12 protein-coding genes are annotated in these 14100 nt (G+C 61.1%); 5 read left to right on the top strand and 7 right to left on the bottom strand.

Annotated features, from left to right (window positions below; all coding sequences use genetic code 11):
- Nucleotides 1–175 precede the first annotated feature (175 nt).
- Both ACA049_RS17905 and gcvA read right to left on the bottom strand, forming a co-directional pair.
- Complete coding sequence (locus ACA049_RS17905; protein WP_497328593.1) at nucleotides 176–1081, bottom strand: NAD(P)-dependent oxidoreductase; 906 nt, start codon at nucleotides 1079–1081, stop codon at nucleotides 176–178.
- Between the two features lie 94 nt (nucleotides 1082–1175).
- Nucleotides 1176–2081, bottom strand: coding sequence for a transcriptional regulator GcvA (gene gcvA / locus ACA049_RS17900; RefSeq protein WP_497328592.1), 906 nt, complete (start codon nucleotides 2079–2081; stop codon nucleotides 1176–1178).
- A 194-nt stretch (nucleotides 2082–2275) separates the two neighbouring features.
- Between gcvA and ACA049_RS17895 the strand changes: the two genes are divergently transcribed.
- The gene (locus ACA049_RS17895; protein ID WP_497328591.1) at nucleotides 2276–3562 is read left to right on the top strand and encodes an OprD family porin; all 1287 of its coding nucleotides are present in this window, start codon (nucleotides 2276–2278) and stop codon (nucleotides 3560–3562) included.
- Nucleotides 3563–3765: 203 nt separating this feature from the next.
- Here the strand turns inward: ACA049_RS17895 and ACA049_RS17890 are convergent, their stop codons facing one another.
- Nucleotides 3766–5199: an aldehyde dehydrogenase family protein gene (locus ACA049_RS17890; protein ID WP_497328590.1), complete on the bottom strand. Its 1434-nt coding sequence runs from the start codon at nucleotides 5197–5199 to the stop codon at nucleotides 3766–3768.
- 287 nt (nucleotides 5200–5486) lie between these two features.
- Between ACA049_RS17890 and ACA049_RS17885 the strand changes: the two genes are divergently transcribed.
- Nucleotides 5487–6830, top strand: coding sequence for an MFS transporter (locus ACA049_RS17885; RefSeq protein ID WP_497328589.1), 1344 nt, complete (start codon nucleotides 5487–5489; stop codon nucleotides 6828–6830).
- Nucleotides 6831–6944: 114 nt separating this feature from the next.
- Here the strand turns inward: ACA049_RS17885 and ACA049_RS17880 are convergent, their stop codons facing one another.
- On the bottom strand, nucleotides 6945–8129 hold the full coding sequence (locus ACA049_RS17880; protein WP_497328588.1) for an MFS transporter: 1185 nt from the start codon (nucleotides 8127–8129) through the stop codon (nucleotides 6945–6947).
- Between the two features lie 209 nt (nucleotides 8130–8338).
- Nucleotides 8339–9232 (bottom strand): LysR substrate-binding domain-containing protein, encoded by an 894-nt coding sequence (locus ACA049_RS17875; protein WP_497328587.1) that lies wholly within the window; start codon nucleotides 9230–9232, stop codon nucleotides 8339–8341.
- Between the two features lie 117 nt (nucleotides 9233–9349).
- On the opposite strand from ACA049_RS17875, the gene ACA049_RS17870 reads away from it, so the two are divergent.
- Genes ACA049_RS17870 through ACA049_RS17860 form a run of 3 tightly spaced genes read left to right on the top strand, consistent with a single transcriptional unit; the run spans nucleotide 9350 to nucleotide 11604 of the window.
- The gene (locus ACA049_RS17870) at nucleotides 9350–10357 is read left to right on the top strand and encodes an aldo/keto reductase (RefSeq protein ID WP_497328586.1); all 1008 of its coding nucleotides are present in this window, start codon (nucleotides 9350–9352) and stop codon (nucleotides 10355–10357) included.
- An 11-nt stretch (nucleotides 10358–10368) separates the two neighbouring features.
- The gene (locus ACA049_RS17865; protein ID WP_497328585.1) at nucleotides 10369–11166 is read left to right on the top strand and encodes an SDR family NAD(P)-dependent oxidoreductase; all 798 of its coding nucleotides are present in this window, start codon (nucleotides 10369–10371) and stop codon (nucleotides 11164–11166) included.
- Nucleotides 11167–11193: 27 nt separating this feature from the next.
- On the top strand, nucleotides 11194–11604 hold the full coding sequence (locus ACA049_RS17860) for an SRPBCC family protein (RefSeq protein ID WP_497328584.1): 411 nt from the start codon (nucleotides 11194–11196) through the stop codon (nucleotides 11602–11604).
- 135 nt (nucleotides 11605–11739) lie between these two features.
- Here the strand turns inward: ACA049_RS17860 and ACA049_RS17855 are convergent, their stop codons facing one another.
- Together ACA049_RS17855 and ACA049_RS17850 are read right to left on the bottom strand one after the other, a co-directional pair.
- On the bottom strand, nucleotides 11740–13134 hold the full coding sequence (locus ACA049_RS17855) for a sensor histidine kinase (protein ID WP_497328583.1): 1395 nt from the start codon (nucleotides 13132–13134) through the stop codon (nucleotides 11740–11742).
- Entirely contained in the window at nucleotides 13112–13795 is a 684-nt protein-coding gene (locus ACA049_RS17850) for a response regulator transcription factor (RefSeq protein ID WP_010455216.1), read from the bottom strand. Before ACA049_RS17850 ends, ACA049_RS17855 begins: the two co-directional genes overlap by 23 nt.
- Nucleotides 13796–14100 lie beyond the last annotated feature (305 nt).

The following is a 14100-nucleotide window of genomic DNA, read 5'->3' as shown; positions in this document are numbered from 1 at the left end:
GAAAAAATCAAACCATCGGTCAGACAATCAACCTGTGTGTCTGATTGGAATGCAAACAAAACTGTGGGAGCGGGCTTGCTCGCGAAGGCGGTGTATCAGGCAGCATAAATGTTGACTGACACACCGCCTTCGCGAGCAAGCCCGCTCCCACAGGGATTGGTGGCGTAAATGAAACTCAGCCTTGCAGCGTGACGCCCGCCATCTGCTCCAGCACCTGCACCACATGGGTCATGTCCCGCGCCGGATCACCTTCGCTCAAGGCCTGATCAAAGAACTGCTTCACCACCGAAGAGGTAAAGGCCGGCACTCCAGAGCTTTCCGCCTCGGCCAGAAACAACCGCACATCCTTGCGCATCAGATCCAGGCGGAAACCGAAATCGAATTCCCGGCGCATCACGGTGCCCGCCAGGATCTGTTCGCTGGTGAAACTGCGCGCGGTGCTGGCGTTGAGCATCTCCACCATCTGCCGTGGATCGAGCCCGGCCTTGACCCCGAACAGCATGGCTTCGCTGGTGGCCACCAGGGTCGCGGCGACGATCATGTTGTTGACCAGTTTCAACGTCTGGCCCAGCCCCGGCTCGGTGCCGATGTGTTCGACCTTCTTGCCGAAGGCCGCAAATACCGGCGCACAGCGCTCGTAGGCTGTGCGATTACCACCGACCATCACCGACAGCGTGCCGTTTTGCGCACCCGCGACACCCCCGGCCAGTGGCGCATCAAGGGCGTCGATGCCACGCTCGGCCAACGCCGCGTGCAGGCATCGGGCCAGGCTCGGGCCGGTGGTGGAGTGGTCGACCAGAATGTTCACTTTCTGGCCGTGGATCACGCCGTCGACACCGAGTACCACGCTTTCGACGATGTCCGGCGTTGGCACACACACCAACACGATATGCGCGTGGTCCGCCACTTCCCGAGGCGTGGCATGGCTGCGCGCACCGCGTTCAAGCAACGGCGCGAGGGCCTGGGGATTGGGATCGAACAGGTCAAGATCAAAGCCTTTGTCGAGCAGATGGCGAGCCATTTTCTGGCCCATTGCACCGAGGCCGATGAAGCCGACGGAAAACGTATTGAGGGTGGTCATGGCAGGTCTCTTTTTTATGGAGGGAGACCTCATGCTAGACACGTCGACAATTGACCGACAAAGCAGTTTTACGCCGCGGTGCGTTGACTAAAGCTCAAGCCAGATCGCGGGTGATGCGCGCCTGTTCAAGGACCCATTCACGGAAAATCCGCAGGTCTTCGCTTTCCTCGCGGTGCTTGGGAATCAGCAGGTAATAGGTGTACACGCCCATGTCCACCACCTGCTCGAACGGCCGAATCAGCGTGCCATCCTGCAGTTCCTTGCTCACCAGAAACAGCTGCGCCATGGCGATGCCCTGACCGCCGACAGCGGCGGCGTACACCATCGACGAGCTCTGGTAAGTCATACCGGCGTGGGCATCTACTTCGCGACTGACCCCGCAGGCTTCCAGCCAATACCGCCAGTCTTCGAGGCGGGCAATCGAGTGCAGCATCGTGTAGTTGGCGATATCGGCCGGCGTCTGCAGCCCCGGGCCATGCTGCAGCAACGACGGGCTGCACACCGGGGCGAGCTGGTTATCGCTGAGGACATGACAATTGCAGTTGGGCCACTCACCGGAGCCGAGGCGGATGGCCGCGTCGATGTCTTCCTTGTAGAAGTCCACCGGCTCGAGGGAGGCGGTCAGCAACACTTCGATCTTCGGGTTCTGCGCGTGGAAACTCGCCAGGCGCGGGATCAGCCACTGCATCGCAAACGTGGTGTAGGCGCGCACCTTGAGTTGACGGCGCAGTGGCGGAGACATGAGTTTTTTGGTGGCCCCGCGCAGGTCTTCGACCACTCGGGCCACGGCGCGAAAGTATTGCTCGCCGGCGGCGGTCAGGGTGATCTGGCGGTGCCCGCGCACGAACAGATCGAGCTTGAGGAATTCTTCCAGCGTGCGGATCTGCCGGCTGACTGCGCCGGGGGTGACGTTCAATTCATCGGCGGCCAGGGTGATGCTCAAATGCCGGGCGACAGATTCGAACGCACGGATGGCATTCAGTGGAGGCAGACGTTCCATGGTAAGCAACTCTTGTTCTTATGGGAGGAGCGGCGCGCAGTGTACGTAACCCAGAGCCTAAACCCACTTGATTAAAACTCAAGGCAAGGGCGTGTTTTTCTCGATTGTCGGTCAGCAGCGCGGCTTTCAGGATCGACCGTCACGCGCCGGTCTGGCGCGTGGCCGAACCTGACAACAATAAGAGAAACACATCCATGAAAAGCCCCTTTTCCAACGCCCGGAAGGGCTTCCCGCTGGTGTCGGAACTGGCGTTGTGCAGCGCCGCCAGCACCCTGATGAACCCGGCGTGCGCCGATTTCCTTCAGGACAGCAAAAGCAGCCTGGAGCTGCGCAACTATTACTTCAATCGTGATTTCCGCCAGTCCGGCGTCGCTCAAAGCAAGGCCGAGGAATGGGCGCAGGGGTTCATCCTGCGGCTGGAATCGGGTTACACCGACGGCATGATCGGGGTCGGTTTTGACGCCATCGGCTTGGTCGGGATCAGGCTGGATTCATCGCCGGATCGCTCCGGCACCGGACTGCTCAATACCGCGCGTGGACCGGGCGGGCGAGCCGAGGATGACTACGGCGAACTGGGCCTGACCGGCAAATTGCGCATGGCGCGCAGCACCCTTAAAGTCGGCACCGTGCTGCCGCGGATGCCGGTGGTCATGTACAACGATACACGCCTGTTACCACAGACCTTTCGCGGCGCCTGGCTCAACAGCGCGGACATCGACAAGCTGTCGCTGGACCTTGGAAGGCTCGACCAGACCAACCTGCGCAACTCCTCCGACAATGAAGACATGAGCGTTTTCAACGGTGGCTCGCGCAATATTCGCCTGGGTCGCCACGCCACCAGTGACCGTTTCGACTTTGCCGGGGCCACTTACCGCTGGGCGCCGGCGCTAAGCACGGCCTATCACTACGGTGAACTGGAGGGGATTTATCAGCAGCATTACCTGACCCTGAACCACAAGTGGACGATCAGCGAAGGGCAGACGTTAAGCTCTGATTTACGCTGGGCGCGCAGCCTCGACGAGGGCGGCAGCAATGTCGATAACTCGGCGCTGGGTGCGATGTTTACCTATAGCGCCCGAGGCCATTCAGTGGGCCTGGGGTATCAGCGCATGAGTGGCGACACCGGTTTTGCCAATATGAATGGCACTGACGGTTATCTGGTCAACCTGGTGCTGATCAACGATTTCGGTAATCAGGACGAACGCTCATGGCAGGCGCGCTACGACTACAACTTCGCTGCCGTGGGGATGCCCGGGCTGACTTTCATGACCCGCTACCTGTCGGGTGACGACGTCACTGTGCGCACTCGCGCGGATGGCGGCAAGGAATGGGAGCGGGATTCGGAGTTGGGCTATGTGATTCAGAGTGGGCCGCTGAAGGACCTGGGGTTGAAATGGAAAAACGCCAGCGCGCGGAGCAATTTCTCCAGTGATATCGATGAGAACCGGTTGATCGTTACCTACTCGTTGGCGCTTTGGTAACCGCCAAACAAAACGCGACCGAAAGGTCGCGTTCCTTGCTCCGGATTCACTCGGCCCTGTAGCAGCTGCCGAAGGCTGCGTTCGGCTGCGAAGCAGTCGTGAAATCAGAAAACGCGGTGTTTCAGAATGACCGCGTTCTCAGGTTTTACGACTGCTGCGCAGCCGAACGCAGGCTTCGCCAGCGGCTACAGATCGCGGGTTTCTTATAGGCGGATAATCACCGATTTGAGCTGCGTGTAATGCGACAACGCATCCACTCCCTGCTCACGCCCATACCCGCTTTGCTTGAACCCGCCGCACGGGGTCTGGACAAATCCGCCGCTGTATTCGTTGACCACAATTCGCCCAGCCTCAAGGTTGCCGGCAACCCGATGCACGCGGCCAATGTCACGACTCCAGATCCCGGCGCCCAGGCCGAACTCGCTGTCATTGGCGATACGCAACGCGTCCGCTTCATCCTTGAACGGAATCACGCACACAATCGGCCCGAAGATTTCTTCCCGGGCCAGGGTCATGTCATTGGTCACGCCGGTGTAGACGGTCGGCTCGATGTACCAGCCGTTTTCGAAACCGGGATGGCTCGCCACCTTGCCGCCGATCGCCGGGGTCAGGCCCTCGCGTTCGGCGATTGCAAAGTAACTCTGGATTTTCTCGAACTGGGCGTGGGTGGTGATCGGGCCGGAGGTCGCATCGTCCTGCGGACCGACGCGCAGCTTGCCGACCTCGGCCACCAGTTTGTCGACGAAGCGATCGTAGATCGATTCCTGCACCAGCAGCCGTGTCCCGGCGGCGCACCATTGGCCGCTGTTCCAGGTGAACGCGAGGGTCGAGCCTTTGGCGGCGGCGTCCAGATCAGCGTCGTCGAACACGATGTTGGCCGACTTGCCACCCAACTCCAGGGTCAGCGGCAGGATCCGCTCCGCTGCAATATGCCCCAGCTCCTGACCGGCACGAATACCGCCAGTGAAGGAGATTTTGCGAATGTGCGGGTTATGCGCCATGGCCGGGCCGATGATGCTGCCCTTGCCGACGATCACGTTGAACACGCCCGGCGGAATGCCGGCCTCGATGGCCATGCGTGCCAGTTCCACCAGCGATGCCGAAGTATGCTCGGACGGTTTCGCCACCACCGTGTTGCCGGTGGCCAGCGCCGGGGCAATCGCCCGGGCCGCCTGATGCAGCGGGGCGTTCCACGGCAGAATCACGCCGATCACGCCGAACGGATCGCGGCGGGTGTAAACGTGGTAGTTCGGGCCCTGGTTGATCACTTCACCGTCCATGACATTGACGATGCCACCGTAGAACTCAAAGTACTGCGCCGTGAGGTCCATCAGTGTCGCCATCTCGCGCCCGGGCTTGCCGGTTTCGGCCCGTTCCAGCGCGCCGAGGGTGCTTTCGCTGGCACGGATCAGACGCCCGAAATCGTTGAGGATGCGCCCGCGATCAGCCGGGCGCATGTCGCGCCAGGCTTGCAGCGCCGCGGCGGCGGAGTCGATGGCGATGGCCACGTCCGCCGGGCCGCTGCTGGCCACTTCGTTGAGTTTTTCGCCGGTGCGTGGGTCGATTTTGTCTTCGTACTGGCCGTCCAGCGGCGGCACGGAGCGCCCATTGATGAAGCTGTTGGTCTGCTCAAACATTGCGGGGTTCTCCTCGCGAAACTTTTGTTGTCGATGCGGTGCATGGGGGAGGTCGTGGGCAGCCCCATGATTGCCTGCATTTACCCTCGCTCGCCCGGGCGCCTTCAACCGAGTTTTACAGGGGCATGCGTTGAGAAAACCTCAAGGCAGTGGGTTGATATTTAGTCAACCGAACCGCCCTGAAAACTCGCTACACGAGAAGCTGACGGTGCTGGATATTTCTCCCGTAGCAACACTGAGGCCGCGTCTAAAGGTCAACAATAATAGCGCCCACGGGAGCCATAACCATGAGCAACTACCCTACGGTGGACAGCGAACTGCCGTCCGCATCCAACGCCACTGCCACCTCCGCCACACAAGGTCGACAACTCAACAGTGCCGAGAAAAAAGCGATTGTCGCCGCCACCCTGGGCACCATCGTCGAGTACACGGATTGGGTCATCTACGCGACCTTTTCCTCCATCCTGGCCAAGCAGTTTTTCCCTGCCGGTGACGGGGCAACCGCCTTGCTGTCGGTGCTGGCCGTGTTCGCGGTCGGCTTCATCATGCGCCCGATCGGTGGGGCGGTGCTGGGTCAACTGGCTGACCGCTACGGTCGCAAGAAAGGCCTGACGCTCTCCATCCTGCTAATGTCCGTCGCCTCGCTGGTGATCGGTATCTGCCCCAACTATGAAAGCATCGGCATTGCCGCGCCGATCATCCTGGTGCTGGCGCGGTTGGTTCAGGGCTTTTCGGCGGGCGGTGAATTCGGTTCCGCTTCGGCGTTCCTGATCGAGTCGGCCCCGGCACATCGACGGGCATTCGCCGGGTCGTGGCAGTGGTTTGCAATCAACGCTGGCACGCTGGTGTCGTTCCTGCTCGGCTTCGCCCTGGCGTCGATGGGCAGCGACACTGCGCTCTATGATTGGGGCTGGCGTGTAGCGTTTGTGATTGCCGCGTTGATGGGCTTGATCACGCTGTGGATTCGCCTGTCGGTACGCGAAACCGAAATCTTCAAATCGCGCATCGCCAGCCACGGCAAAAAACGCCCGATTCGTGAACTGCTGTTCAGCCATCGCCGCGATGCCATGCGCGTGATCGGCATCGCCATGGCCGGCAACCTGCTCAACTACGTGTGGATGGTCAGCTATCCGAACCAGGTGCACCTGATCACTGGCATGTCGATCCGCGACACCTTGCTGGCCGGGGTGATTTCGGTGGGCGTGTCGCTGGTATTGCTGCCCTTCGCCGGCAAACTGGCGGACCGCGTCGGGCGTCGTCCGGTGCTCATCGCCTTCGCCATCGCCTCGATCCTGTGGGCCTGGCCGAGCTTTGGGCTGCTGCATGTCGGCATCAGCCTGATGGAAGTGACGCTGATCCAGACCGTCTCGATGGTGATCATGACCGGCTTCGGCGCCGCCTCGGCGGTGACCATGGCCGAACAGTTTCCGGCCGAAGTTCGGGTGACCGGCATCGCCTTGCCGTACGCCTTGTCGGTGACCTTGTTCGGCGGCACCGCGCCGTACCTGATGGCCGCGATGGCGGGTTGGGGGTATGGCGGGTTGTTCTGGATTTACCTGGCGGTGATCAGTGCGATCAGTGCCGTGGTTTACTTGCGGATGCCAGAGACGCGGGGGCAGCCGTTGCGCTGATCACGCGCACAATCAAAAGATCGCAGCCTCGTTGCACTCGACAGCTCCTACACGGGTTTCGCATTCCCCTGTAGGAGCTGTCGAGTGAAACGAGGCTGCGATCTTTTGATCTTTTCAATGGGCGCTCTCAGCACGTCCGGAATGAAAGATCGAGATCAATCCACACACCGCAAACAATGCGCCCACCGCCGCCAGCCCCGGCCAACCGTGATACTCGGCGGCACTTGAACCCAGTGCCGATCCCAACGCGCCGCCGGTGAAGTAGGTAACCATGAACACCGTGTTCAAGCGGCTGACTGCCTCTGGAGCCAAGGCCAGGATCCGTGCCTGGTTGGCCAGTTGGTTAGCCCGATTACCGATGTCCAGCGCAGTGGCACACGCCAGGATCAGCCACCAGAAACCGGCTGAACCGCCCAGATACAAAGCGATGAAGGCCAGCAGCACCGCGCCGGTTCCCAGGTAGCTGAGCTTGATGCCGTAGTGTTGCGTGAGTCGTCCGAGCCAGGAGGCGGCCACAATCCCGACAATCGCCGAGAGCCCGAACAACCCGGCCTGCCCGCTGGAATAGTGATAAGGCTCAAGCGCCAGCAACGATGCCATCGAACCCCAGAACACGTTCAACGCCCCGAAAATCAGGCCGCCGCTCACTGAGGAGCGACGCAACGTCGGGTGATCGCGCACCAGTTTCCACATCGATTTCATCAGGTCCAGATAGGGCAGGGCGCTGGACGGCGCGGTCACCGGCATGCGGATCAGGATCGCCATAAACAGCAGGACGTTCATCGCGGCGGCGGCGAAGAACATGCCGCGCCAGCCGATCCAGGTGCTGACAGCGCCGCTCAAGGCCCGCGCCAACAGACCGCCGGCCGACAAACCACTGACCATCATGCCCAACACGCTGCCGCGTTGCTCCGGGCGCGCGAGGGCGGTGGCGGCGGGGATGATGATTTGTGCACTGACGGCAGACAGGCCGAGCACGACGCTGGCCAGCAGCAAAAAGGAGTAGGTCGGCGCGATGGCTGAGGCGATCAGGCTGAGAAAGTTAAGGCTGAGCATGCCGAGGATCAGCGAGCGCCGGGTCACGCGGTCGCCCAACGGCACAAACAGCAACAAGCCGAGGGCGTAACCGAGTTGAGTGAGCATGGCGATCTGGCCGACATGCGCGCCGGAAATGCTGAACGTCGCGCCAATCAGCGGCAGCATGGTCTGGTTGTAATAGATGGTCGCAACCGAAAAGCCGCAACACAGCGCCAGAGTGATTGCCAGGCTGGCAGGCAATGCGGTTTTACTGTCAGGCATCTGGTGTTCCCCCGTGAATGACAAGCGAGTCGCTGTTGTAGTCGGCGGAAGGGAAACGGGTCAAAGCACAAAACCGCAGGCCCGCTTGAGCAAATCTCATGCGTGATAGATCAAAAGATCGCAGCCTCGTTGCACTCGACAGCTCCTACAGGAAATACGCATTCCAATGTAGGAGCTGTCGAGTGCAACGAGGCTGCGATCTTTTGATCTTAAGCGCCCGGCTCCGTCAGCACCTTCCTGAACGTCTCCACCAACGGTCGCAAATTGATCCGGTGCCATGCCGCCCAAAGTGGCGTGGTAAACGAAATCCACGGCACTTCCCGCAGCACCACGCCAGGCGGTGCGTTGCGGCTCAAGCCGTTCTGAATCATCGCAATCCCCAACCCCGACGCCACCAGCCCCAACGCAGTGAAAGGCTCGGTGGCTTCCATGCGAATGTCCGGGGTGAAACCGGCGCGGATGCAGGCGCTGACGAAGTCTTCGCGGCTGGCGCAGTTCTGACGGTGTTGCACGCCGATCCATTCCTGATCGGCCAGGTCGCTCGGCGTCAATACAGGCTGTTTAGCCAAGGGGTGATGTTCGGGCAGGGCCAGCAGCATCGGGTCGTCCAGCACTTGAAAACCCAGCAGGTCCGGGTCGTCGGCGACGGGCGGTTCGCCAACAAGGGCGATGTCCAGACTACGCTGACGCAGGCCCTCCAATTGTTCGGCGGAGCTCAGGTTGTACAACGCAACGTGCACGCTCGGTCGGTCGACGCGTAGCACCCGCAAGGCATTGGGCAGCACGCCGGCGTGCATGGCGTTTTCGATGTAGCCGATGCACAAGCCGCCTTCTTCGCCGCGCCCGAGGCGTTTGCCCAGGGATTCGAGGCGGCTGGCATGGGTCAGCAGGGCGCGGGTTTCGGCGAGGAACGTCTGGCCGTCGCGGGTCAGGCGGATGCGCTGTTGGCTGCGCTCGAACAGGGTCAGGCCCAGGCGTTCTTCGAGCTGGGCGATCTGCCGGCTCAGGGGCGACTGGGAAATGTGCAAGCGTTCGGCGGCGCGACCGACGTGTTCTTCTTCGGCGACGACGACGAAGTAGCGCAATTGGCGAATGTCGATCATGTCAGACCTGTCAGGACTTAAGTGCTGCACATTATGTCTTGGACGGTCCGACCATCGCAATCTAGGATCTGCTCAACGGTCAGGCAACTGACCACTGAAACTGACGAGGATTGAATCATGAGCTTGAAAGACAAACTGCCCGGCACGCTGGGTTTCGGTACCGCGCCATTAGGCAACATGTTCCGCGCGATTCCTGAAGACGAGGCGCAAGCTACCGTGCACGCCGCCTGGGATGCCGGCGTGCGTTACTTCGACACCGCGCCGTTCTACGGCTCGGGCCTGTCGGAGATTCGCCTCGGCACCGCCCTGGCCCAATACAACCGCGACGACTACGTGCTGAGCAGCAAAGTCGGCCGGGTCATTCTGGATGAAGTCGAAGACGCCGCGGCCCGCGACCTGGGCGAAAAGAGCGGCGTGTTCGAACACGGCCGCCCGAACAAGATCGTCAACGACTACAGCGCCGACGCGACGATGCGCTCGATCGAAGACAGCCTCAAGCGCCTGCAAACCGATCGCCTGGACATCGTCTGGGTGCATGACATCGCCCAGGACTTCTACGGCGATCAGTGGCTGGAATACTTCAACCAGGCCCGCACCGGCGCGTTCAAAGTGCTGACCCGTTTGCGCGAAGAAGGCGTGATCAAGGGGTGGGGCCTGGGCGTGAACAAGGTCGAACCTTGCGAACTGACCCTTGATCTGACCGAAGCCCAGCCGGACGGTTTTCTGCTGGCGGGTCGCTACACTCTTCTCGACCACGACCGGGCCTTGCAACGTCTGATGGACGCGGCCCTGGCGCAGAACGTTGAAATCGTGGTCGGCGGTCCTTACAGCTCGGGCATTCTGGCCGGCGGTACGCACTTCGAATACCAGAAAGCCAGCCCGGCGATCGTCAACAAAGTCGAGCAAATCAAACGAATCGCGGCTGCCCACGGTGTCGACATCAAGGCTGCTGCGTTGCAATTCTCGCTGGCCAACCCGGCCGTGGCGGCGGTGATCCCGGGCTCCAGCCGTCCAGACCGGATTGCTGAAGACGTTGCCGCACTGTCGGCGGTGATTCCCACTGCTTTCTGGCAGGCGATGCGAGACGCGAAACTGGTGAGCGAACGCGCTCCATTGCCAATCTGAGGAGTTTGAGCATGAAGATCGATCTGACTGGAAAACTCGCCATTGTCAGCGGCAGCACCGCCGGCATTGGCCTGGGCATCAGCAAGGCGTTGGCCGAGTCCGGCGCCACGGTGGTGGTGATCGGCCGCGAGACGGCCAAGGTCGAACAGGCGCTGGCGAGCATTCGCCAGAGCGTGCCGGGCGCGCAACTGCGTGGCCTGACCGCCGACCTCGGCACGGCCGAAGGGGCCGAGCAGCTGTTCGTCGCCGAACCACGCGCTGACATCCTGGTGAACAACCTCGGGATCTTCAACGAGGTGGATTTTTTCGACACGCCGGACAGCGAATGGACGCGCTTCTATGAGGTCAACGTGATCTCCGGTGTGCGCCTGTCCCGGCATTACGTACCGGACATGGTCAAGCAAGGCTGGGGCCGGGTGATTTTCCTGTCCTCGGAATCCGGCATCGCGATCCCGGCCGACATGCTCAATTATGGCGTGACCAAAAGTGCCAACCTCGCGGTGTCCCACGGTCTGGCGAAACGGCTGGCGGGCACAGGCGTGACGGTCAACGCGATCCTGCCGGGTCCGACGCTGACCGATGGCCTGGAGCAGATGCTCAAGGACGCCACCGCCGAATCAGGACGCAGTGTCCGCGAAGAGGCCGACGCATTTGTGCGCAAGGCCCGGCCGACGTCGATCATCCAGCGCGTGGCCAATGTCGAGGAAGTCGCCAACCTGGTGGCCTACATCGCCTCGCCGCTGTCCTCGGCCACGACAGGCGCGGCATTGCGGGTCGACGGCGGTGTCGTCGACAGCATGGCGATCTGAATTTTATTGATTGAGAGAGAGCATTACATGGCAAAGGCATCAGCGTTTATCGATATTCCGGCTTCGGCCGATCAGGTGTGGCAATTGATTGGTGGCTTCGACACGCTGCCGGACTGGCTGCCGTTTATCCCGAAAAGCGAATTGAGTGAAGGCGGGCGAGTGCGCAGCCTGCAAACGTCGGACGGCGCGGTGGTGGTTGAGCGGTTGGAATCGTTTGATAACGCCGGCAAAACCTACAGCTACTCGATTTTGCAGGCACCGTTTCCGGCGACCGAGTACTTGGCGACGATCAAGGTCGAGGCTCAGGGGCAGGGCGCTCGGGTGACGTGGTCGGGTCGGTTCTTGCCGGTCGGGGTGAGTGAGGCCGAAGTCGAAGCGTTGTTTACCGGGATTTATCAGGGCGGACTTGAGGCCCTGCGGGCCAATTACCCAACCTGAAAACACCACAATTCCCCTGTGGGAGCGGGCTTGCTCGCGAAGGCGGTAGATCAGGCGACATCATCGTTGACTGAAAGACCGCATTCGCGAGCAAGCCCGCTCCCACAGGGGATCTTCTTTGTCTGGGAGATTGGGTCAGGTTTGGGGAATCAGATCCTGTCCGCAATCGAGCACCAACCGTGCACCCCCCAGCTCACTGGTGCCCACTTCAAGCGCAAAGCCATGCAGGCTGACAATCGCCGCAACGATCGACAACCCCAGCCCGAACCCGCTTTTCTGATTGCCACCCTCGGCACGGTAAAAGCGCTGGAACACCGCTTCACGCTCGCTTTCCGGAATGCCGGGCCCTGAATCAAGCACTTCGATCCGCGTGCGCCCACCTTCATTGATCCCCCGCAAAATCACCTCGCCACCGGGCGGGGTAAATTTGATCGAATTGCTCAGCAGGTTCGCCACCGCTTCAAACAACAACGCCCGATCGCCGTTCAACATCGGCAGCGACGCCGGCAGTTGCAGCGTGAACACCAGCTCACCTTCTTCCGCCAGCGGCAGGTAAAAGTCGTGCAACTCTTGCAACAGCGGCACCGGGTCCAGCTGCACAAAACCGGAACGTCGCTGGCGATCCTCCAGCTCGGAAATCCGCAACAACCCGCGAAACCGCGCCATCAAGGTGTCCGCTTCACCCAGTACGGAGTCGAGCTGCACGGCCAGGGTCGAGCCGTCATCCGCCTGTTGCTGAATCCTGTATAACTGCGCCCGCAAGCGGGTCAGCGGGGTGCGCAGGTCATGGGCTATGTTGTCGCACACCCCCTTGACCTCGTTCATCAGGCGTTCGATGCGTTCGAGCATGGCGTTGACGATGGCGGCGAGCATGTCCAGCTCATCGCGGCGGTTGGACAGCGGCAACCGCCGGGTCAGATCACCGGCGACGATGGCCTCGGCGCTGGCCTGAATCGCCCGAATCCGCCGCAACGGCCGCCGGCGCAACAGGTGCCAACCGGCGATGCCGGGCAGGATAGTCAGCGTCACACCCCAGAGCAACGCGTGCAGAATGATCCGGGTCACGGCAAACAGCGAACCGTTATCGCGCACCAGCACTAGCCAGCGGCCGTCCTTGGTCTGGGTCGCGACGGCGTCGCAACTGTCGGCGGGCAGGCTGGGGTCGTCGGATTCGGCGCAGTCGCCGAGCATGTGGATCTTGCCATCCAGCGGCAGGCCTTCGGGCATGTGCCGCAGCGCGCCGCTGAGGTAGCGGTGCTGCGAATCGAACAGGCCGTAGGCGTCGATGCCACGAATGTCGAAGGTCATGCTGACGGCGAGGGCGTCGGCCAGTTGCTCGCCCTGAAAGTGCGAAAACAGATGCTGACGCTGCATCAGCGAGTGTTTGGCCAGGTTGTCCAGGTACGCGGACACTTCGTAGTACATGACCCCCATCAGAATCCCGCTCCAGATCACGAACAGCGAACTGTAGAGCGCGAGCAAGCGGCTGCTGGAAGAGCGCCAGCCGTTAGAGGGGTTCAGCAATGACATAACCCGAGCCTCGCACGGTCCGAATCAGTGGGACTTTGCCAGGCGGGTCGATCTTCTTGCGCAGCCGACCGATGTGCACGTCGATCAGGTTGGTGCCGGGGTCGAAGTGATAACCCCAGACCTCCTCGAAAATCATCATCCGCGACAGGATCTGCCCGGTGTTGCGCATCAGGAATTCCAGCAACTTGTACTCGGTGGGCAACAGCGTCAGCAGCTGATCGTCGCGGCTGGCTTCGTGGCTGATCAGGTTCAGTTCCAGATCGGCGACCCGCAGCGTGGTCGCCTGGGCGGTCACGGTGTTCTGGCGACGCAGCAGCACCTCAACCCGCGCGGCCATTTCATCGGTGGCAAACGGCTTGGTCAGGTAATCATCACCGCCGGCCCGCAAGCCGCGTACTCGCTCATCGACGTCGGAGAGGGCGCTGATCATCAGGATCGGCGTCGCCACGCCCATCGTCCGCAGCGTGGTGACGATGGCCAGGCCATCGAGTTCCGGCAACATGCGGTCGAGGGTGATCAGGTCGTAGTTGCCGCTGACCGCACGCTCCAGGCCTTCGCGGCCATTGTTGACCCAATCGACGTCGAGGCCGTGGCTGCTGAGTTCGGCGACGATTTCCCGGGCGGTCACGGCGTCGTCTTCGATGGTCAAGATGCGGGTCATAGGGCTGGCCTGATAATCAGTTCATGGCAGAGTGTGGGGGCATTTTGCCAATAAATGCTTGCGGACTTTCTAAATAAAACTTCACGTAGAGAAAAGATCAAAAGATCGCAGCCTCGTTTCACTCGACAGCTACTACAGGGAAACGCATTCCAATGTAGGAGCTGTCGAGTGCAACGAGGCTGCGATCTTTTGATCTTCAATGCATAAAACCCGCTGTGATAGACCTTTCCTTGCAAATTGCATGGAATCTGGAAGTTCAAAATTAATAAGTCATTGAAATACAAAGATTTATTTAAAGTTGGCGA

The organism is Pseudomonas sp. LBUM1662, from assembly GCF_059695915.1.
Note: the sequence above shows the minus strand (reverse complement) of the source record. Positions and strands in the feature narration are given on the sequence as shown.

Bases quoted from the DNA above. Each gene is read 5' to 3' on its own strand.
- ACA049_RS17905 (WP_497328593.1), bottom strand. From the start codon at position 1,081: ATGACCACCCTCAATACGTTTTCCGTCGGCTTCATCGGCCTCGGTGCA.
- ACA049_RS17885 (WP_497328589.1), top strand. From the start codon at position 5,487: ATGAGCAACTACCCTACGGTGGACAGCGAACTGCCGTCCGCATCCAAC.
- ACA049_RS17895 (WP_497328591.1), top strand. From the start codon at position 2,276: ATGAAAAGCCCCTTTTCCAACGCCCGGAAGGGCTTCCCGCTGGTGTCG.
- ACA049_RS17865 (WP_497328585.1), top strand. From the start codon at position 10,369: ATGAAGATCGATCTGACTGGAAAACTCGCCATTGTCAGCGGCAGCACC.
- ACA049_RS17880 (WP_497328588.1), bottom strand. From the start codon at position 8,129: ATGCCTGACAGTAAAACCGCATTGCCTGCCAGCCTGGCAATCACTCTG.
- ACA049_RS17890 (WP_497328590.1), bottom strand. From the start codon at position 5,199: ATGTTTGAGCAGACCAACAGCTTCATCAATGGGCGCTCCGTGCCGCCG.
- ACA049_RS17860 (WP_497328584.1), top strand. From the start codon at position 11,194: ATGGCAAAGGCATCAGCGTTTATCGATATTCCGGCTTCGGCCGATCAG.
- ACA049_RS17870 (WP_497328586.1), top strand. From the start codon at position 9,350: ATGAGCTTGAAAGACAAACTGCCCGGCACGCTGGGTTTCGGTACCGCG.
- ACA049_RS17850 (WP_010455216.1), bottom strand. From the start codon at position 13,795: ATGACCCGCATCTTGACCATCGAAGACGACGCCGTGACCGCCCGGGAA.
- ACA049_RS17875 (WP_497328587.1), bottom strand. From the start codon at position 9,232: ATGATCGACATTCGCCAATTGCGCTACTTCGTCGTCGTCGCCGAAGAA.
- ACA049_RS17855 (WP_497328583.1), bottom strand. From the start codon at position 13,134: ATGTCATTGCTGAACCCCTCTAACGGCTGGCGCTCTTCCAGCAGCCGC.
- gcvA (WP_497328592.1), bottom strand. From the start codon at position 2,081: ATGGAACGTCTGCCTCCACTGAATGCCATCCGTGCGTTCGAATCTGTC.